Annotated in this window: 19 protein-coding genes, 4 tRNA genes and 1 pseudogene; 16 read left to right on the top strand and 8 right to left on the bottom strand. The window is 39.3% G+C overall.

Annotation, left to right across the window (positions count from 1 at the left end; all coding sequences use genetic code 11):
• Window positions 1–45 precede the first annotated feature (45 nt).
• Window positions 46–1,527 (top strand): FMN-binding glutamate synthase family protein, encoded by a 1,482-nt coding sequence (locus DO88_RS12385; RefSeq protein WP_033023783.1) that lies wholly within the window; start codon window positions 46–48, stop codon window positions 1,525–1,527.
• A gap of 45 nt (window positions 1,528–1,572) precedes the next feature.
• Here DO88_RS12385 and mtnK read toward each other — a convergent pair whose 3' ends face one another.
• On the bottom strand, window positions 1,573–2,790 hold the full coding sequence (gene mtnK, locus DO88_RS12390; RefSeq protein ID WP_033038583.1) for an S-methyl-5-thioribose kinase: 1,218 nt from the start codon (window positions 2,788–2,790) through the stop codon (window positions 1,573–1,575).
• Window positions 2,791–2,919: 129 nt separating this feature from the next.
• On the opposite strand from mtnK, the gene mtnA reads away from it, so the two are divergent.
• Entirely contained in the window at window positions 2,920–3,945 is a 1,026-nt protein-coding gene (mtnA, locus tag DO88_RS12395) for an S-methyl-5-thioribose-1-phosphate isomerase (protein WP_033038580.1), read from the top strand.
• Window positions 3,946–4,008: 63 nt separating this feature from the next.
• On the opposite strand, the gene DO88_RS12400 is transcribed toward mtnA, so the two are convergent.
• The 3 genes from DO88_RS12400 to DO88_RS12410 are packed head-to-tail and all read right to left on the bottom strand — an operon-like array spanning window position 4,009 to window position 5,860.
• Entirely contained in the window at window positions 4,009–4,551 is a 543-nt protein-coding gene (locus DO88_RS12400; protein WP_008136549.1) for a 1,2-dihydroxy-3-keto-5-methylthiopentene dioxygenase, read from the bottom strand.
• Window positions 4,548–5,234, bottom strand: coding sequence for an acireductone synthase (gene mtnC, locus DO88_RS12405; protein ID WP_033031171.1), 687 nt, complete (start codon window positions 5,232–5,234; stop codon window positions 4,548–4,550). The genes DO88_RS12400 and mtnC overlap by 4 nt, the downstream gene beginning before the upstream one ends.
• Window positions 5,231–5,860 (bottom strand): methylthioribulose 1-phosphate dehydratase, encoded by a 630-nt coding sequence (locus DO88_RS12410; RefSeq protein ID WP_033031169.1) that lies wholly within the window; start codon window positions 5,858–5,860, stop codon window positions 5,231–5,233. Before DO88_RS12410 ends, mtnC begins: the two co-directional genes overlap by 4 nt.
• 108 nt (window positions 5,861–5,968) lie before the next feature.
• Between DO88_RS12410 and DO88_RS12415 the strand changes: the two genes are divergently transcribed.
• The 6 genes and pseudogenes from DO88_RS12415 (at window position 5,969) to DO88_RS12445 (ending at window position 10,530) form a co-directional block, all read left to right on the top strand.
• Complete coding sequence (locus DO88_RS12415; RefSeq protein WP_033038578.1) at window positions 5,969–7,111, top strand: methionine aminotransferase; 1,143 nt, start codon at window positions 5,969–5,971, stop codon at window positions 7,109–7,111.
• The gene (locus tag DO88_RS12420) at window positions 7,099–7,872 is read left to right on the top strand and encodes an amidohydrolase (RefSeq protein WP_033038576.1); all 774 of its coding nucleotides are present in this window, start codon (window positions 7,099–7,101) and stop codon (window positions 7,870–7,872) included. The genes DO88_RS12415 and DO88_RS12420 overlap by 13 nt, the downstream gene beginning before the upstream one ends.
• 75 nt (window positions 7,873–7,947) lie before the next feature.
• Window positions 7,948–9,184: pseudogene (locus DO88_RS19210) on the top strand (sugar phosphate nucleotidyltransferase).
• A 93-nt stretch (window positions 9,185–9,277) separates the two neighbouring features.
• Window positions 9,278–9,460 carry a hypothetical protein gene (locus DO88_RS12440; protein WP_033038569.1) on the top strand — a complete coding sequence of 61 codons (183 nt, stop codon included), beginning with the start codon at window positions 9,278–9,280 and terminating at the stop codon, window positions 9,458–9,460.
• A gap of 66 nt (window positions 9,461–9,526) precedes the next feature.
• Window positions 9,527–9,955, top strand: coding sequence for an AHH domain-containing protein (locus DO88_RS18550; protein ID WP_198022403.1), 429 nt, complete (start codon window positions 9,527–9,529; stop codon window positions 9,953–9,955).
• Complete coding sequence (locus DO88_RS12445; RefSeq protein WP_033038567.1) at window positions 9,955–10,530, top strand: hypothetical protein; 576 nt, start codon at window positions 9,955–9,957, stop codon at window positions 10,528–10,530. The genes DO88_RS18550 and DO88_RS12445 overlap by 1 nt, the downstream gene beginning before the upstream one ends.
• A 40-nt stretch (window positions 10,531–10,570) precedes the next feature.
• Here DO88_RS12445 and DO88_RS12450 read toward each other — a convergent pair whose 3' ends face one another.
• The 3 genes from DO88_RS12450 to DO88_RS12460 form a co-directional block, all read right to left on the bottom strand.
• Window positions 10,571–12,727, bottom strand: coding sequence for a response regulator (locus tag DO88_RS12450; protein WP_033038564.1), 2,157 nt, complete (start codon window positions 12,725–12,727; stop codon window positions 10,571–10,573).
• Window positions 12,728–12,821: 94 nt separating this feature from the next.
• A complete protein-coding gene (locus DO88_RS12455; RefSeq protein ID WP_007378044.1) occupies window positions 12,822–13,478 on the bottom strand; it encodes a helix-turn-helix transcriptional regulator in 657 nt (218 codons plus the stop codon).
• 219 nt (window positions 13,479–13,697) lie between these two features.
• On the bottom strand, window positions 13,698–14,069 hold the full coding sequence (locus DO88_RS12460) for a histidine triad nucleotide-binding protein (protein WP_007378045.1): 372 nt from the start codon (window positions 14,067–14,069) through the stop codon (window positions 13,698–13,700).
• A 92-nt stretch (window positions 14,070–14,161) separates the two neighbouring features.
• Between DO88_RS12460 and DO88_RS12465 the strand changes: the two genes are divergently transcribed.
• Window positions 14,162–14,755: a DUF2057 domain-containing protein gene (locus DO88_RS12465; protein WP_007378046.1), complete on the top strand. Its 594-nt coding sequence runs from the start codon at window positions 14,162–14,164 to the stop codon at window positions 14,753–14,755.
• A gap of 53 nt (window positions 14,756–14,808) precedes the next feature.
• Here the strand turns inward: DO88_RS12465 and DO88_RS12470 are convergent, their stop codons facing one another.
• Window positions 14,809–16,650, bottom strand: a complete 1,842-nt coding sequence (locus DO88_RS12470; protein WP_033038562.1) for a M1 family metallopeptidase — start codon at window positions 16,648–16,650, stop codon at window positions 14,809–14,811.
• A gap of 142 nt (window positions 16,651–16,792) precedes the next feature.
• Between DO88_RS12470 and murB the strand changes: the two genes are divergently transcribed.
• From murB to DO88_RS12505, 7 genes are all read left to right on the top strand, one after another.
• Entirely contained in the window at window positions 16,793–17,800 is a 1,008-nt protein-coding gene (gene murB, locus DO88_RS12475) for a UDP-N-acetylmuramate dehydrogenase (protein ID WP_033038561.1), read from the top strand.
• Window positions 17,800–18,792, top strand: a complete 993-nt coding sequence (gene birA, locus DO88_RS12480) for a bifunctional biotin--[acetyl-CoA-carboxylase] ligase/biotin operon repressor BirA (RefSeq protein WP_033038559.1) — start codon at window positions 17,800–17,802, stop codon at window positions 18,790–18,792. The genes murB and birA overlap by 1 nt, the downstream gene beginning before the upstream one ends.
• A complete protein-coding gene (locus tag DO88_RS12485) occupies window positions 18,789–19,499 on the top strand; it encodes a type III pantothenate kinase (RefSeq protein WP_033038557.1) in 711 nt (236 codons plus the stop codon). Before birA ends, DO88_RS12485 begins: the two co-directional genes overlap by 4 nt.
• Window positions 19,500–19,625: 126 nt before the next feature.
• A tRNA-Thr gene (locus tag DO88_RS12490) sits at window positions 19,626–19,701 on the top strand.
• A 40-nt stretch (window positions 19,702–19,741) separates the two neighbouring features.
• A tRNA-Tyr gene (locus DO88_RS12495) sits at window positions 19,742–19,826 on the top strand.
• Window positions 19,827–19,870: 44 nt separating this feature from the next.
• Window positions 19,871–19,945, top strand: a tRNA-Gly gene (locus DO88_RS12500).
• Window positions 19,946–19,956: 11 nt separating this feature from the next.
• Window positions 19,957–20,032 (top strand) — tRNA-Thr (locus DO88_RS12505).
• Window positions 20,033–20,181 lie beyond the last annotated feature (149 nt).

Genomic DNA, 20,181 nt, shown 5'->3' with positions numbered 1-20,181 from the left:
TCAGTACTTATTAGGTCTTATTTTAAAAATCACCAAGGGTCATAAATGAGCAATTTTATAATGTTTAGTATCGATATATTTGCAAGTATGTTTATAGTTTTACTCGGGTGCGTTGTGCTTACTGTAATTGTTTTTTATTTTCGCGATATTACACAAACTAAGCACGCTATAAGGCGAAATTACCCCGTGATAGGGCGTTTTCGGTATTTTTTTGAGCGCCAAGGGGAGTTTTTCAGGCAGTACTTTTTTGCGCAAGATAGAGAAGAAATGCCATTTAATCGAGCTGAACGAAGCTGGGTTTATCGTGCTGCAAAAGATGTTGACCGTACTGCGGCATTTGGCTCTACGCAAAGCTTAGAAGTAACGGGTACAGTTATGTTTATGAACTGTGCGTTTCCTACTTTAGATGAAGAAGCGCTCGACCCGAGTAATGTTACTTTGGGTCCATACTGTAAAACACCTTACACCACCAACTCGCTATTTAATGTATCAGGTATGAGCTTTGGTGCGTTATCAAAACCCGCTGTACGTGCTTTATCAAAAGGAGCTAAGTTAGCAGGTTGTTGGATGAACACCGGTGAAGGGGGATTAAGCCCTTATCACTTAGAAGGTGGGGCTGATATTGTTTTTCAAATTGGTACCGCTAAATATGGTGCACGAGACGAGCACGGTAATTTAAGTACTGAAAAACTTAAAGAAATAGCGGCTCACGAACAAGTCAAAATGTTCGAACTAAAAATGAGCCAAGGCGCTAAACCTGGCAAGGGTGGAATGCTTCCAGGGCGCAAAGTTAATGCCGAAATAGCTAAAATTAGGGGGATACCAGAAGGGCAAGATTCGATTAGCCCCAATGGTCACCCTGAAATTAAAAATCCAGCCGATATTCTTGATATGATTGCCACTGTACGTAACGCGACAGGTAAGCCTACAGGGTTTAAAGCTGTTATTGGTGCATACGGATGGTTAGAAACGTTGTTCGCTGAAATAAATCATCGTGGTATCGAGTCTGCACCTGACTTTATTACCATAGATAGTGCTGATGGTGGTACGGGCGCAGCACCGCAACCGCTTATGGATTCGGTGGGTTTACCACTGCGCGAAAGTTTACCGCTTGTAGTTAATATGCTTGAAAAACATGGGCTTCGAGATCGTATTAAAATAATCGCTTCTGGTAAATTAATTGTTCCTTCAAAGGTTGCTTGGGCATTGGCGCTCGGTGCTGATTTTGTTGTATCGGCTCGTGGTCATATGTTTGCACTGGGCTGTATTCAAGCAATGCAATGTAATAAAGATACTTGTCCAACCGGGATCACTACGCATAACGAGCGTTTGCAACGCGGCTTAGATGTAGCTGATAAAGCGCAGCGAGTAGCTAACTATAATAAATACATTCATTATGGCGCTGGGCTAATAGCTCATTCTTGTGGTGTGACTAGTGCACGCGAATTAAAACGTGAGCATGTACGTATAGTGCAAGAAAGTGGGCTTTCGGAACCGCTTGATAAAATTTACGAAAACTACAAGTAAGTTTTAACTAACTAGAAGGCGCTAATAGCGCCTTTTTAATGTTTGTTAGTTTAATTGGCTTATTAATAAACTAAAGAATGCTTCTTTGTTGTTGCATGTTTGTGCATTTAAAATAAGTTGCTCGCCTAGTGCTAATGTTTGTTTTTGCACTGTAAGGCGCGCATTCTCATCACTAATACTATCTATATCGCTTACGTGCGCAAGCCCTATAGTACGCCTAATTAGCTCAGCACCACAGTAACCAACAGCATCTTGCAATACGTTTTTCATAAAGTATTGCGCATAGCCTACTGGCGCTAGTGATTCATTTGTTGTTTTAGTGCGTATTAATTCAAGCCATTGCTGCTCAAATAAACTATAGGTGTCTACGATACAGCTAAGTAAATGTGTTTGGTAATTACGACGAGCCACAAAATCTTCAATATGCCCGTATTGTGCGCAGTAATTTAAAAGTAAATTACCAATAAAAGAGCCAATATCGAACCCAACAGGACCAAAAAAACCAAACTCAGGATCGATCATCTTTGTATTATTACAATCAACAAAAATACTGCCGCTATGCATATCACCATGAAGTAATGTTTGCGGGTTAGATAAAAAATTAGCTTTTAATTTTGCTATTTCTAACTTTAATGCGCTGTTTTTTTGTATTGCATCAACTTCGCTTTGTAGTTGATCTGGGTAGTTATTGCGTTCGTGCCCAATGTACGGGTCGCTAAAAAATAAGTCTTCAGTGATTTGGCAAAGCTCAGGATTAGTAAATTGGCTAACGAGCGCTTTTTTAGTTTGCGCGGTTAAGTAAAAATCTGAATTATAAAAGCCGGTGTGGCTTAAGTAGGTAGCTACATGCTGTGCCAATTTAGGAAATTGCTCTGCATTATTTTGTGCAGTACGCAATATTTGTAAATTACCTAAATCTTCTAAAATAGTAAGGGCTTGTATTTCACTATAATGTAAAACATTAGCAGTATAAGTAGGGCAAATAGCACCATGGTTAAGTAAAGCTTGTGCTTCTATACGGGCTCTATCAAGTGTTAATGGCCACGACTCACCCACGCAACGCGCGTAAGGCAGAGCTTGCTTTAAAATAACACTATTGTTTTGCTCATCAGTAATTCTAAACACTAAATTAAGATTGCCATCACCAAACTCATACGCAGATAAGGTTTGTCCGGAATCAAAAAAATTACATTGTTTAGATTCAATTAATGTCGATACGTAATCGATAGCGCGCTGTGCGTTAAAAGCAACATAGTTAGTCATGGTTTTAATCTCAAAAATCAGCTTTTAAGCATTCTATACCTTTAAATGTTTAGATGTCTACAAGTCTAACTTGAGAGTTATTCAAAGTGGTGTAAAATAACGTCACGCATTTTTAATACCTTAAGCATTATGCAAAATTTAATCGCAAGCAGTTTAAAATATGAAAACGGGTCGCTTAGTGTGCTCGACCAATATTTACTACCTCACCAGCAGGTATGGCATCAGTGCCATGATGTAGAAACCATGAAAGAGCTGATCATTAACTTAAAAGTACGTGGAGCTCCACTTATTGGTTTAAGCGCGAGCTTGTTAGTGGCGTATTTAGCTGAGCAAGGGGTAGTGAAAAGTGAGCTTGAAAAAGCAATCAATGAACTAGAAGCCACTCGTCCAACGGCGGTTAATTTAATGCATTGTATGGCGGCATTGCGAAAAGCTTTAACGCAAAGCGATTATGTTGCCGGTATTGTTAGTACTGCTGAGCGGTTGTTTATTGAAGATATTGAGCTGTGTGAACGAATGGCAAATCGTGGTGCCGAGCTTATAAATAGTGGCGACAACATATTAACTCATTGTAATACAGGGGCGCTTGCAACCGCTGGTATTGGTACTGCACTGGGTGTTATTTACAAAGCGCAGCAAAAACATGGCAACGTACATGTGTGGGTTGATGAAACACGACCATTATTACAAGGCGGCCGCTTAACGGCCTTTGAGCTTGAGCGCTGGAAAATACCTTACACATTAATTTGCGATAATATGGCGGCAAGTTTAATGGCTGCAGGTAAGGTAGATAAAATAGTGGTAGGGGCTGATCGTATTGCCGCCAATGGTGATTTTGCTAATAAAGTGGGTACCTATAATTTAGCCGTACTTGCGTATTTTCATAACATTCCATTTTATGTAGTTGCGCCTATTACTACGCTTGATACCAACACCGCGTGTGGTGATGATATAGAAATAGAGCAACGTAATCCTCAAGAAGTGCGCGGAGTTAGCGGTAGCTTTGGTGAGGCTTTGTGGGCACCCACTAATGCCAATGTATATAACCCTGCATTTGATATAACACCGGCAAAACTGGTTACAGGGTGGGTGTTAGACACGGGGGTTTATAACCAAAGTCAGGTAGAAAATGGCGGTCTCATAAAGCTTAAGTAACTTCGCGGTATTTTTGGTCCACGCTATGTTTATTAGTGTGGACCAAGGTTTTGAATGACCAACTTACGATAATAGTGGAAATTGCTCTGCAATAGACGAGTCAGTGCTTTTTGCTACCCAGCCCTCTGTATTGTTAAATAAGCGAATGGCAGTAAACTCAGGATCGCTTCCCATATCAAACCAATGCGGGGTAAGTTCAGGCACTGAAATTAAATCGCCTTGTTGGCAAAGTACCTGATAAACCTTATTGCCTAAATGCAGGCAAAATAGCCCTTGGCCTTTTACAAAAAAACGTACTTCGTCTTCACTATGAGTATGTTCAAATAAAAATTTTTTGCGCAGCTCTGATGCGCCAGGGTTACCTTTAGCTAGAGATATAACATCTACTGTTTGATAGCCATTTTCAGTTTTTAACCGATCTATATCGCTTTTGTACGCACTAATAATTTGCTCATGGGTGGTGTGCTGATTAATATCTGCATTTGCTTGCCACTGTTCAAAACGTACGTTTACTTTAGCTAGCTGCTTTGTAATATCATCAGCATTTGATGTGCTCACAAGTGCCTTGTTTGCATTGTTGTCGGCATACACCGTTAATTGGCTCATACTAATTGCTCCAATTTAAATTGACTAAAGTCATTAATATAAGGGTGTGCTTTAGTGCTTGCTTGCCCATCACGAATTAAATGTAGTGTTTTTAAACCCACAGCCTGCGCGGCGTCAAGCTCACCGGTTACATCACTTAAAAAGAGTATTTCTTCTGCCTGAAACGGTAACAGTTCAACAATGGTGTTATAGGCAGTTCGTTCTTGCTTTGCGCCAACTTTGGTGTCAAAAAAGTCAGAAAAAAAGCTGCGAATGTCGCCATAATCACTGTATTTAAAAAGCAACAGCTGCGCTTTTACCGAACCAGATGAGTACACATACAAAGTAATATCGTTGTTGTGTTGAGCTTGTAAAAAATCAAATGCATCTGGGTATAAATGACCCTTAAAATCGCCGTGTTCATACCCTGTTTGCCAAATTAAGCCTTGTAACTGCTTAAGTGGAGTGATTTTTTTATCTTCATCAATCCAGGTAAGTAAGGCGCTAATGACTTCTTCTATATCGGCGTTTGGCTTTTCGATAAGGGCTTTTACGGCATTAATTTGCTCGGCTACATCCGGTTTATTAGCATTGGCACGTATGAAGGTAGGTAACTGTTTTGCCGCGTAAGGAAATAACACCTCTTTAACGAACGAAATACGGGTTATTGTGCCTTCGATGTCGGTTAAAATGGCTTTAATCATTTAGTTACTCCCGCTTGAATACCTATTATTTTTAGGCGTTCTAGTTCGCAGCTAAATAAAAACTCTAAGGCTTCTAAGTGGCGACGAACTTCATCAATATTACGTCCTACTGCATATAAACCATGACCACGTATCAGTACGCCGTGCTCTATAGGCGTATGTAAATGATGGTCACTGACCAGCAGGCTTAATCGGTCAATATCTTGATCGTTATCGAAAATAGGAATGCTCAGCGTTTCTAAGTGTGAAGTAAAGCCGCTCAGTGCTTTTTGCATTTCATAGCCTGTTAAATCAAGCTGATGCTCTTGGGTAATTTGCGACAGTACGGTAGCGGCTACAGAGTGAGTATGTAAAACACACTGTGCATCATGTATAAGCTGATACAAACTTAGGTGTAATTGTGTTTCTGCCGATGGTTTTACAGCTCCTGCTAGGCGCTCGCCTTGGTGATCTAATTGCAAAAAATGCGCTTGCGTCAGTGAGCCTTTATCGTGCCCACTTGCTGTAACAACAAAGCCAGTGCTAGTACGAGCTGAAAAGTTTCCGCCTGTTGCGGGTACCCAGCCTTTTTGGCTAACCCATTTTCCGGCTTCAATAAGTTGTGAAATAGCGGTATTGTTTTGCATACATTCCTCACTAATGAGCGTAAAGTTAATTGTTTTTAGACGGCTATACTTCTGTTTTAAGCAATGATAGCATCGCTTTAAGCGCAAAACCATCATTAAGGGCATCTCGTGTTTGAAAGTAAATTACCAAATTTAGGCGTTAGTATATTTAGCCAAATGAGCGGATTGGCTAATGAGTTTTCGGCAATTAATCTCTCTCAAGGCTTTCCTGAGTTTGATGCTCCTGATCTTTTAAAAACGCAGTTAAATTATTATGTGCAGCAGGGCGTTAATCAATATTCACCTTCAAGTGGCGTACCAAGATTACAGCAACAAATTGCTGATTTAGCAAAGCGCAAATATGCAGTTGATATAAACGCAGCTGATCAAGTTACTGTTACCTCGGGTGCAACAGAGGCATTGTTTGTAGCTATTCAAACAATTGTGCGCCCCAGTGATGAAGTGATTGTATTTGACCCTGCATATGACTCTTACCAGCCGGCAATTGAACTCGCTGGTGGAAAGTCAGTACACATTGCTTTAAGTGCGCCAAATTACACTATTGATTGGCAAGTAGTAAGCCAAGCAATTACTAAAAATACCCGTGCAATTATTATTAATACACCTCATAATCCTAGCGGTAAAATATTACAGCCACATGATATAAAAAAGCTTAAAGAGTTGGTTAGCACTCACAATTTATATGTAATAAGCGATGAGGTATATGAACACATTACGTTTGATGAACAACCGCATTTAAGTGTATTACGCGATGATGAATTATTTACCAAAAGCTTTGTTATATCGAGTTTTGGTAAAACATTTCATAGCACGGGCTGGAAAATGGGTTACTGTATTGCACCTGCCGATTTAGCTGTCGAATTTAGAAAAATTCATCAGTACGTTACGTTTTCAAGTTTTACCCCCGCACAGCATGCGCTTGCCGATATGCTCGAGCAGCAAGGTGAGCATATAGATGAGCTAAGCGGGTTTTATCAGCAAAAACGCGACTTATTAGCGAGTCATTTAAGTAACAGCCGTTTTAAAATTTTACCTAGCCAGGGCACTTACTTTTTATTGTTAGATTACAGTGATGTATCGGATTTAAACGATGTTGATTTTTGCCATTGGTTAGTTGAGCAAGCAGGTGTTGCGGCTATTCCGTTAAGTGTGTTTTATCAAAAGGCACCAACCGACAAAGTAATTCGTTTATGCTTTGCTAAAAACGACAACACTCTCATAGAGGCTGCGCAAATATTATGTCAACTTTAACCATTACAGCATTGCAAAGCTCGCTTTATTGGCTTGATAAAGATGCTAATTTAGCCATGTTTAATAAGCAGCTTGAAGCAATTATGCATCAGCCCGATCTTATTTTACTGTCCGAAACATTCTCGACTGGCTTTGCTATCAATTTAGATTGTGCAGAGCCCGAAAACGGTAAAGTACTGACGTGGTTAAAGGCGCAGGCTCATAAACATAATGCGGTTATTGCAGGTTCGGTACTTGTTGCACAAGGCGATAAAAAAGCGAATCGGTTTTATTGGGTAAAACCCGATGGTGAGGTGAGTTATTACGATAAACGCCATTTATTTCGCTTAGGCAGCGAGGGCGATTACGTTGTAGCAGGGCAAGCGCGTAAAGTTTTTGAAATCAACGGTTTTAAACTATTACCACAAGTATGTTACGACCTGCGCTTTCCGGTATTTCAACGTAATAATAACGACTACGATGTAATGATAAACGTAGCAAATTGGCCGGCTGTGCGCCGCCATATTTGGGATACGTTACTTATGGCGCGTGCAATGGAAAACCTGTGCTACGTAGTAGGCGTTAATCGAGTGGGTGACGACGGTAATGGCGTGGCGCACAATGGCGGTACAGCAGTATACGACTTTAAAGGCGATGCATTAACTAAAGCGCAAGATGACACCGAGCAACTAGTTACTATAACACTTGAAAAAGCACCACTGGATGAGTTTAAAGCAGCGTTTCCTGCCTATTTAGATGCAGACCCTTTTACATTAATATAGACACGTTAATTTAGCGCAGAGCCAATAAAGTGTTAAAATAGTCGCTGATATTTTTGTTGGCGGCTAATATACATCATGAACACTTTAATCACTCCTGTAATTTTAGCTGGTGGCATAGGCTCTCGCTTGTGGCCGCTTTCTCGCCAAGCAATGCCTAAACAATTTTTACCACTACTAAATGAAAACACGTCATTGCTGCAAAGTACATTGGCGCGTGTTTTTAATGAGTTGTTTGATAATGCTATTTTAGTGTGTAATGAGCAGCACCGATTTATTGCCGCCGAGCAGGCTGAAAGCTCAATTCCTACTGCATTATTACTCGAACCCAAAGGTAAAAATACCGCTCCAGCCATCGCATTAGCCGCCCACTATGTATTGAAAACTTGATATATCAACGGCTAAGCTCCCTGAAGCTGTAAAGCTTGCCGAGCAAGGTAAGTTAGTGACGTTTTCTCTTACGCCTATAGAGGCATATACTGGCTATGGCTATATAAAACAAGGCGCGGCTATTGCTGGAACGGTTTGCGCCAAAAATAGCAATGAGTGTCGCTGTAGCACTATTTACTAAAGATTTAGGGTTTACCCGCCCAAGCAGCAGTGCGCTTGAACACTGCCCAAGCGATTCAATTGATTACACCATTTTAGAGCGCAGTAATAACGTAGTTGTTATGTCTGTTGATTTAAAATGGAGTGATGTAGGTAGTTTTTCATCCCTTGATGCACTTACAAAAAAAGATGAAAACGGTAATAGTTTAAATGCTAATTATGTGGCTAAAAAAAGTACTAATAACTTAGTTATTAACGAGGCTGAACACACTATTGCCACGCTTGGAGTAAGTGACTTAGCGATTATTCATACCCATGATGCCACGTTAATTGCAAGCCAAAATTAGCTAGATTCTCTGCCTTTGTTACTTAGGCAAATTGCTACAACACAGACCGATAAACTTAACCATCATCAAGTGGTTTTTCGCCCATGGGGAAATTACCGTACTTTGGTTGAAGGCACTGCCTTTAAAGTTAAGAAAATTACTGTTAACAGTGGTGCTAAGCTTTCGACGCAGCGCCATCAGCATCGCGCTGAACATTGGGTTTCGGGTATTGTAGATGTATGTATTAATGAGCAAGCGCATACGCTAATGCAAGTTCAATCGTGTTATATCGCCGCAAAAAAATTCATAGCTTGGCTAATAATCAAAAAGAGCCGTTAATAGTCATTGAAGTGCAAACCGGTGCTGTACTTAATGAAAGCGATATAGAGCGATTTGATGATAAATATGGAGATAGGCATTTAAATACAGTGGTTGCTTAATGATGTAGTCATATTTAGAGTAACAAAGCTACTGATTGAAATAAAAATTAATTTGAAATACTATGCCGGTAGTTTTAATTATAGGGACGTTTAATGAATAATTATATGGATAAACCTTTGCCGACGGCTATCCAGATCGAGCCTGCTGAACTCCTGAAAGGGTTACGTGATAGTATTCGTGAATCAGGTGTGATTTATAAGTTTCGAGATTCTGAAAATCTTATTTCAAATGAGTTAGATAAAACTTTAAAAGAGACCGAACGTAGGCTTACTTAAGCTGAGGTTGCTCAACATGCTGCGCGTCTTTATAATAAAATAGCGACTAGAAGTGTTAAATTTGGTTTGTTAGCATATTCACGTTATGCAGAAATGGCAAACAATACAACGGCTGAGGCTCTTTTAGTAGAAAAACATTGGCCGCAGCGAATGACACGATATATGTCTGCAACAGGAGCTGGGAAAAAACCACCTAATACGGCCACCCATGCTATTGTCTCTGGAACTCATGAATTGGCTCGGGCTGCCAGAAAGATACTTGCAAAATTTAAAATCCGAATAGATGATCCAAGTAATGGTGTTTTTTTACCTAAGAATGAAAATTACGTTCCACACCCTGCTATGCCTGAAGCTTCTAATCATGCAAAAATTCATACAGAGTTATATTACCTAAATATTACTAATCAACTATCGTTAGCAAATACACGTAGCGAGTGTGCCGCGATATTACAAGCAATCGCTATATCGTTACAGAATGGAGTTTATGGGTACTAATGAGTAAAGTAATTTATAAAATAACGCCGGATGTTAATCATTACAGAGTCATATTTCCTGATAGCGAAGCTTTATGTGAACCTGACCTATGGAAGCCTGATGGTTCATCAAAAGAGTCGACATTAATAAATTTTAGTGCGCATTATAATCAAGAAAAAAAGACTCCTATAGGTGATATGGCAGCAATAAATTTACAGGGTCTTGCTATAAGGGATCATGTAGCAAATGAATTGGCGGAGATTTTTGAAGATTCGGGAGAGTTATTGCCTTTCTATGTAGGTGATGACAACTGGTACTTTTATAATGTCACTCGAAAAATAGAGGGCATCTTAGATGTTGAAATGAGTACTTTTATGCTGCCAAGCTTAAATATTGGATTACAAAAAGCGATATTCAAAAAAGAAAAATTACCTAAGCATAGCTGTATATTTAAAATGCCAGAAGATCGATTTGAAGGTACATATATTTTTGATTCTCGTAAAAATGATAAAGATGTTTCTTTAAACCTCTTTTGTGCCTTGCAAGCACATGGTTTCACAGGTCTTAACTTTGAAGAGGTAGCAAAATTTGATTAACTTAAAGTGAAATTTAAAAAACCTTAACGCTTTTTTAATTTCACTCTAACTGCCCGCGCACAAACTTTAAATATTGCTCTAAGCTTTGTTGCCACAGATCTAGCGCTTCATCAAGCATGTCGTTGTGTGGTTTTTTATCGAGTAAGCGGCGCTCTATTTTTTTTAGCGCTATACCATAACGATTAAAACCTAACTGTAAGGCTGTGCTTGCCTGGCGATGTAAAAGCTTAATACATTGCTCTGGATGCTGAGTAGTAAGCTCTTGGCAACGAATGAGTTTATTTCGTGCTGAAAGTACAAATTCGTTATAAATAGACGATACTTCATCTTCACTAAACGAAGTGGTTAGTGTCTCTGCTGCGGTTTCGTCGTACAAAGTGTCAATAAGTTCTGCAGTAATACTAGCCGTTTGGTTTGATTGAGAGTCGCTAAGTGCTTGGCGAAGCTTTTGGTGTTTAATAGGTTTGCCAACAATATCTTTTATTCCTAATTCTAAATATTCTTTTACTTCGTCGGGGCTAAGGCTTGCAGTAAAAGCGAGTACGGGAGTTCGTTGATTCTTATGATCTATGTGCTTTAGGCGTTTAAGTACTTCTTGGCCTGTTAAGTCAGGTAAATTCATATCAAGTAACACTACATCAAAGTGATGTTTTTGCATAAGCTCAATAGCGCTTTTCCCATCTTTTGCGAGCTTAATTTTGTGCTCATCGTCGGCCATAAATTCGATAGCAATTTTTTGGTTCAAATCTAAATCTTCAACCAATAATACATCAAGGCCTGTTAGGTAATCTTTAGTCTGGTGTCGCTGCTCTACTAAACTTAGTTCGCCCAAAGTAAAAGTAACGATAAAGCTAAATACACTGCCTGTACCGAGTTGGCTTGCAATTTCGAGCCGGCTACTAAGCTTTTCAAGCAAACGGCTGGTAATGGCTAAACCTAGGCCGGTTCCACCTTTTTCTTTACCTGCGCTACTTTGTACATAAGGTTCTGTTAAGTAAGCTATCTCGTCGTTTTCTATGCCTGGGCCAGAGTCCTTCACACTTATTTTTATGGTGTGTTCAAGTTGTTTCTCTAAAATTAAATCAACTTGAATTTTCACAACACCGTGGTCGGTAAATTTAATGGCATTACCCACTAAGTTAATAATAATTTGCCTAAGTTTTTGTTGGTCGCAGTAATAACAAGCTTGCTCTGGAATATTGCACACAAGCTCAAATTTAAGATGTTTTTGCTCGGCAAGTGGGCTCAGTAATAGACATAAATTATTGAGCCATGTTTTAAATTCTATATCTTCTTCATAAAGTGCTTCATCACTTTGATCTAGGCTTGCGTAATCAAGTACTTTATCTACGAGTAAATTGAGTGATTCGGCGGAGTTTATAATTGCCTCGCAATAAGCTTTATTACGAGTATCACTTGTTTGGTTCATGACAAGCTGAGCGCTGCCTAAAATGCCATTCAGTGGGGTGCGTATTTCGTGGCTAATCGTTGAGAGAAATAGTCCGCGTATTTCTAAGTCTTTTTGCGCTTTATCGGCTAGTTTATTGAGATGCTGCTCTCTGCGTTCATTACACAATAAGGCCATGCCTGCAGCATAGAACATGGGTGCAATGACGCCATTTAAAAATAATAGTGAGCTAAACCAGCCATTAATTAATAGATTACTTTGTTCAATATCGTCCATAAATAACGAGCGGCCAATAAAACTAAAAGCAACGAGAGTCAATATAATAATGTATACAATACTGCCATTAGGATAGGGCGCACGGGCATGTTTGATAAATATAAATAATAAAAATATAGCTTCAGCTATATGTTGTATATCAGATGCAATAACTCGTTCGTGTAAAGAGGGATCATAAAAGGTGTAATAACCGAGCATTACAGCGCTAAAAGCAGTAAATGAGCAGATTAATTTGAAGCCAATACCGTGATAATTTAAAAATTGGCTGAGTGATAGGCAATGCACAATTGAAGCTGCAAACATCATGCTACTGGCAATGCTAATAATAACTAAATTATGTGTATTACCAACAAGGGTAAAACCAATAACAGAACCCAGTAATAAAATAGGGTAAAAAATATAAAGCAGCGTACCTGGAGTTTGCTTGTTTGTTCGCCATGTTAAAAAATTAAGCAAGGTCATTACAACCACTATGGCTATGCTGGCAAAGTAAAGAGTGAAAGAGTCGAGCATTTAGTTTCCAGCCAAGTGATGTTTTAACAAGTGGGTAGTAAATATAAAAACAGACACCTAAGTGTCTGTTTTTATATTTAAACGAAATGCGTATTTAACGAATTTCGTCTGGTATATTTTGCTGCGCCCAAGACAATAGTTCAATGCGATTACGACATTTAGTTTTTCTAAATGCACTGTATAGATGAGTTTTTACAGTGTGCGGACTAATACTTAATTCTTCAGCAATTTCTTTATTTTTAGAACCATTACTCATTAACGAGATAATTGCTTTTTCTCGTTTAGTTAATTTAACTGGTTCTATATCACCTTCAGTTAGCTTATGAAGTGCATCTTTATTAAACTGCAGCATACGGTTTAATGCGTTACACATTATGTCACGGCGATACCAAAGCTGATCTTCCATTAATAAACGAATACCTTTCATTAATACATCGGCGTTATCAGTCGTATAAAACACACCACGAATACCGCTTAATAATGCACGGTTAGCTAGTTCTGGATTTTCGTCTAGGTTAAATAATATGATATCGCATTTAACGCGTAGGTTTACTAATTGTTCTTTTAGCTTTCCCCATGCATCTTTACTTGATGTTTCAATAAACAGTAATCGAGTCCCTTCAGGTATATCTAAAATGTTTGTACCTGTGGTTACGTCAAGGCCTTGCGTTTTTAACAAAGGTTCTAAAACGTTAATGCCAATAGTATTAATTGGCTCTTGATCTAATAACAAAAAGGCAGAACTGCTCATATTTTTATACTCTTTTATAAAGCTGACTGATTAAGTTTATCACGACTTCCACACCTTTTGTATTAGAAAGTCGCTATTTTACTTGAAAACAAGTACGATTTTACGATTATTTAAACATAAAATGTTGCAAATAAGTAATTGTTTTTCGTTTGTTAAACATGAGAAATATTAACATTTGGCACTTAACGTATATTAAAAGAGTACAATAAAAGTCATCATTTAAATAAAACTCTTTTTAACATCTTGATACGGAGGCCAGCCCATCTCTTTCCCTGCAAGCATATGCAAGTGTATATGGTATACAGTTTGCCCACCATGCTCGTTACAGTTCATTACTACTCGATAGCCGTTGTCTGCAAAATTATGTTGTTTAGCTAACTTTGCTGCTACGGTATATAAATTGCCAATTAAGTATGAATTTTCATCATTTATATCATTGATAGTGGCAATTGCTTTTTTTGGGATAATCAATACATGGAATGGGGCTTGAGGATTTATATCTTTAAATGCAAGGGTATCATCATCTTCATAAATAATGTCTGCTGGAATTTCACGATTAATTATTTTTGTAAAAATTGTATTTTGACTCATGGTATGTCCCTAATTAAATATTATGAAATTTAGGCTCACTAATGACAAAATTTCATAGCAGTGTCAAACTGAAAATAACTAAAGGAGTAAATATGCGTAAATCAGTATTAATGGGCAGTGCGGCAGTGCTGTTATTTAGTGTATCGAGTATGGCAGAAAATATTCACTTCCCTGAAGAGTTTGTGCCATTACAAGTGGGAGAGCGTGTTATAGAAAGCTCTTTATTTAGTCGGGTTGATGATTTAGAGCTTGCGCCGGGTACTTATCAGCTAAAATTAAAATATACCGACTTATATGAACAAGGCTTTGACGATCATGAAGTGATTGAGTCAGAACCGTTTTGGGTAGATGTTACCGTTGAAGCTGGGAAAAATTACACTTTGGTGTTTAATCGGGCAGATAACGCCGTGTCGGCGAAACTATTTGCAGAAGTACCAGAGGTGAGTTTACAAGCCAAAGGCAGCTCACTGCCTGAACCCTTAACTGTTATTTCCAATAATCAAATGGAAAAAGTAAAGCCGATGAAACCAATGGTAAGTTCGGCTGTTGTTTCTCAAAAATCAAATAAGCCACTAGGGCCTGTTAATAGTCAGGGGATGCCAAGCGCAGCGAATATGCTTGATTTTTGGTGGCAACAAGCCACAACTGTAGAGCGTAAAGCTTTTTTAGAAAAAGTGACAAAATAACAGAAAAACAAAAGGGCCAAATTTGGCCCTTTTTAGTTTCTAGTTAACGCTATTTATTCAAATAATGCGTCAATAGTACCTTGTGCAAGAGGGTGATACCCAGGACGTGCTTTTAAGTACACGCTTTGTGCCCAGTCTTTTTTACCGTTAGTGATAAGTGATTTATATAACGGCACAATTAACTTACGACGGCCAATACCTGATAAGTGCTTATTAAGCGCAGGATAAATTGGTTGATAACCATTACCTACTGCTAGCATAAACCAAGCAAACGCACGTTCAGCGTTAGTTGATTGCGTTAGGTTAAATTCACTATCAAGCTCGCTCATTTTCTCTATGCTTAAATCGCGTGGTAAGTTATTTAAAAAGTGTAGCCACTCATGCACAGACCAATCAGCCGTTGGCAGTTGAGTTGCAGTTGTGTCGCCTTTTAGCCATGCTGCTGTTGCTGTATCTACTTTATCAAATGCATCAGAAGTAGGGTTTGGCGCATCACTTGGTAATCCAGGTTCAAAAATCCATTCGTTTACTTTATCCATGCTTACAACACCAGGATACTTTTCAATTAAGTTAGCTTTTAAGTAAGTAACAAATTGCGCGGTAGTAAGTGATTTAAACGAAAACTCTTTAAAGTACGCTTTTACAAACGGGTCAAACTTATCGCGACCATATTTGTTTTCTAGGTAAATTAAAAATAACTGACCTTTAGTGTAAGGCACTGAGCTAAACGCATCGTCTGGGTCGCGGCCATTAAGCTTTAAATTAAGGCGTGTATCTGGTGCATCAATTGTTTTAATTTGTGCGCGTAAAGACGCTGAATCAAGTGCTTGTTCCATAACCGCACGGTCACGACCAAATACTTCTTCCATAATGCGGTTTTCAACGTACGAGGTAAAACCTTCGTTTAACCATAAATCTTCCCACGTTGCGTTAGTTACTAGGTTACCTGACCAAGAATGAGCAAGCTCGTGAGCAATAAGGTTAACTAAGCTTTTATCACCAGCAACAACAGTTGGAGTAATAAATGATAAGCGTGGGTTTTCCATTCCACCAAACGGAAAACTTGGTGGTAGCATTAATAAGTCGTAGCGACCCCATGCATATTCGCCGTACATCGCGTTTGTTTTGTCGATCATGGCTTGGGTGTCGTCAAATTCAGCAACTGAGGCATCTAAAATTGTAGGCTCAGCAAATATGCCAGTTTGGTGCGACATTGCTTTAAATTCTAAGTTACCTGCGCCAATAGCAATTAGGTAAGGTGAAATTGCTTGTGGCATATCAAAAATGTAGTCGCCATCTTTATAAAGCGCATCTTTGTTGTCGGCACTCATTACAGCACGTATATCTTTTGGTGTATGAATTCGTGCAGAGTAAGTTACACGCATTGCGGGTGTATCTTGCACTGGGATCCAACTACGTGCATGAATTGCTTGCGATTGGCTGTACATAAATGGATGCGTTTTACTTGCCGTTTGCTCTGGTGTTAACCATTGCAGGCCTGAAGCTTCTGGACGACTGTTGTAGTAAATACGAACTACTTCAGCTTGGTTTTTAAACACAATGGTAAGCTTTGAGCCTTTAACGTCATCTCGCTTAGCTAAATCAAAAGTCGCTTTTTTCCAGTTACCGCTTTGATCTTTGTACATTACTTTATCAATGTCTAAGTCGCGGGTGTCAAGAACGAGAGTTCTACTTTTGCTGTTGTTCCACTGAAGAGTATGCTCTACAAAACCTTCTAACTGCTTGTCGGCAAAGTCGACATCTAAATCAAGGTTTAAGTGAGTAGTAACAACATCATCAAGGTTAGCATACGAGTTTTGGTCAATCGCATTAGCCATTGCTTGCGAACACATACCCGCCATAGCGAGGCTTAAAAAAAGAGGTTTAATTTTCATCATTACTCTGAACACAAATAAAAAGTGCAGGTTTTATATCACGATTGACACGGCGGGTTGAGTGATTTTTACAATCTAGTGCCACATTTGCGACGATGAGGTAAACTATTGCGATTAGTTACCGGTATTTTTAGAGAGCTTTGTGGCGCATTCATTACACTCCTTACATACATTCGCATTAAACAGCCAATGCCAAAATTTTGTTGAAATTACTCAGCTTGAACAACTTAAAACGCAAAGTTTTAGCGCGCCGTTTTGTTTGCTAGGCGAGGGCAGTAATACCGTATTTTTAAATGACTACATGGGTACGGTTATAAAGATAGCCTTAAAAGGAATTAAAATTACCGATCGTGAGAGCGACACACTAATAAGTATTGCCGCAGGCGAAAACTGGCATCAACTAGTTAGCTATTTATTAGAGAAAAATATACCCGGGCTTGAAAATCTAGCACTTATACCGGGCACCGTTGGCGCATCGCCGGTACAAAATATTGGTGCTTATGGCGTTGAAATAGCTAAGTTTGTTGAGTTGGTAGAGTACTTTGATATAACCACTAACACTATGCATTCATTAAATAACGAACAATGTGAATTTGCTTACAGAGACTCAATATTTAAACATGCCCTTAAAAATAAAGCGGTGATCACGCAGGTACATTTAGCGCTCCCAAAAAAATGGCAACCAGTATTGAGTTATGGCTCTTTGCAGCAACTTAAGGTTGTTACGCCGCAGGCTGTGTTCGATCAAGTAATACAAACTCGCAATAGCAAATTACCTAACCCATATACACTTGCCAATGCGGGTAGCTTTTTTAAAAACCCTATAATAACCAACCAGCAGTTAGCTGAGCTATTAAAGCAATTTGCTGATTTACCTCATTACGAATATGGGCAAAGTCATCACAAGGTCGCGGCAGGTTGGTTAATCGATCAAAGTGGTTTAAAAGGGCACCGCGAGGCAGGTATTGAAGTGCATCAACAACAAGCACTAGTACTTGTTAATCACGGAAATAGTGAAGGCAGCGACCTAATAAAAATAATTAAACACATTCAGCAAGTGGTTTATACGCGTTACAACATTATGTTAGAGCATGAAGTACGTTTAATGGATGCACGCAGCGAATGCCATATTAACGCGGAGCCTAAGTAATGAAAGCACCTGATGGAAACAAACTCGCTATTTTAAATGCTTTAAAGCAAGGTGTTTTTGTATCTGGCCAAGCGCTGGGTGAACAGCTTGGCATTAGCCGAGCTGCGGTAAGTAAACATATTAAAACGTTACAAGAAATGGGCTTGGATATTTTTAAAGTGACTGGCAAAGGCTATTGTTTGAATAGTCAGGTGGGCCTTTTAAATAAAACGCAAATTGATCAGCACTACAAAGCGCTAGGTGCAAATACTGCCGATGTAGAAGTACACCCTATTATTGATTCGACTAACAGCGAGCTTATGCGCCGTATACAGGCCAAAACAGCGCTTGAGTCTGGTACTGTTATTGTTGCTGAAATGCAGCAAGCAGGACGTGGTAGACGCGGCCGTGTTTGGCAATCCCCATTCGGCGCTAATTTGTATTACAGTTACTTTTGGCGTTTAGATGACGGCTTACAAGCTGCAATGGGCGTATCAATTGCAGTAGGTCTTGCTGTTTATGATGCTATTAAAGCGTTATACCAAGTTGACGTAGAACTTAAGTGGCCTAACGATATTTATATAAATAAGCAAAAACTTGCAGGTGTATTAGTTGAATTAGATGGACAACCGCAAGGACCTTGTCAGTTAGTGATTGGTATCGGTATTAATTTACAAATGCCTGAGAGCTTTAGTCAGCATATAGACCAAGCGTGGACCGACCTAAGTCAACATACTCAACAACTTGATAAAAATTCACTGGTGGCATCACTTACTTATTATTTAGAGCAGCGTTTGTCGCAGTATCGTCAAGCGGGCTTGCAAGGAATGTATGAGCAATGGAATTCGCTCAATGCGTTTGCTGGTGAATATGTTGAACTAAACACAGGGCACAGAAGCTGGCGTGGGATATGTGAAGGAATTGACCCACAAGGTGGAATACGAATTCGCCAAGACGGGGAAGTAAAAAGTTATTACGGTGGGGAAGTTTCCCTTAGAAAGGCGCAATTATGAGATTATTGATCGATGTAGGAAATACATCATTAAAAGCTGTGTTGTGGCATAACGAGCAAGCACAACCGGCAGATATAAATAACCTGCCTTGGTTACAAATAACCGAAGTGATTTATGCATGTGTAGGGCGCAGTGATTTACTAAACGATATTCTCGCGCAAGCGGCTAGCAATAATATTATTTGTTTTGAAGCCAAGGTAACCAAAACGCTTGGAAATCTTGTATGCGCTTACGAGCATGTAGCTAACTTAGGCATAGACAGGTGGCTTGCGCTTATTGCAGGCTTTACGTTATATCCAAACACAGCATGCATTGTTGTTGATGCGGGTACTGCGACAACAATTGATGTGCTCAATAGTGAAGGGTTACATTTAGGTGGCTGGATTTTACCCGGGCTTGATTTAATGACCTCATCACTTACACAAAATACTCAACGTGTTTTTGATGACGGTAAAACTCCATTCACCAATGAACTGGGTAAAAATACGCCTAATGGTTTAAAAAACGGTGCTTTAGTCGCAACCATTGGAGCAATTGAGCAAGCTAAGTTGCACTTAACGGATAAAAAAACAGAGCAAAAAGTACAAATAATTTTTGCTGGTGGCTATGGCTTGCTTTTACAACAGCAATTTGCAGGAAGTATTTTTGATTCATTGCTAGTAATGAGGGGGTTACATTATTGGCGCGAACTAAGTAAAACAACATAAAAAAGTGCAAAAAACGTGTTTTCGCGTGAATATTGAGCATTTAAACTAAAAATTTACACTTTTTTTAATTTTATAGTTGCATCCCAATAAACCTTACTCTAATATCTCGCCCCGTACTAAAGCAGTGCCGACTTAGCTCAGCTGGTAGAGCAACTGACTTGTAATCAGTAGGTCAACCGTTCGACTCGGTTAGTCGGCACCACTTTCCTTTTACCGGAAGTGAATTAGTAGAGAATTATCGTGGAGGGGTTCCCGAGCGGCCAAAGGGATCAGACTGTAAATCTGACGGCTCAGCCTTCGCTGGTTCGAATCCAGCTCCCTCCACCACTTTATTCTTGACGGTTAGAGGTAGTTTAAGAACAGATTTTTATGCGGGCATCGTATAATGGCTATTACCTCAGCCTTCCAAGCTGATGATGCGGGTTCGATTCCCGCTGCCCGCTCCAGTTCTTGTGTTGCTGATATAGCTCAGTTGGTAGAGCGCACCCTTGGTAAGGGTGAGGTCGGCAGTTCGACTCTGCCTATCAGCACCAGTCCTAAGAATCTCCTTGATTACTTCCTTTATCTGTCAGAAAATACTATTTGAAAAAATTAACTTAATCTACCTCTGGTGGATTATTTTCATATGTAATTTAGATACACAAAACTGATAGGTTCCGTCATGGCAAAAGAAAAGTTTGAA

The sequence above is a fragment of the Pseudoalteromonas sp. S3431 genome, assembly GCF_000690035.1.
GTDB classification, from domain to species: Bacteria; Pseudomonadota; Gammaproteobacteria; order Enterobacterales; family Alteromonadaceae; genus Pseudoalteromonas; species Pseudoalteromonas fuliginea.
This window is presented reverse-complemented; position numbering and strand designations above follow the sequence as displayed.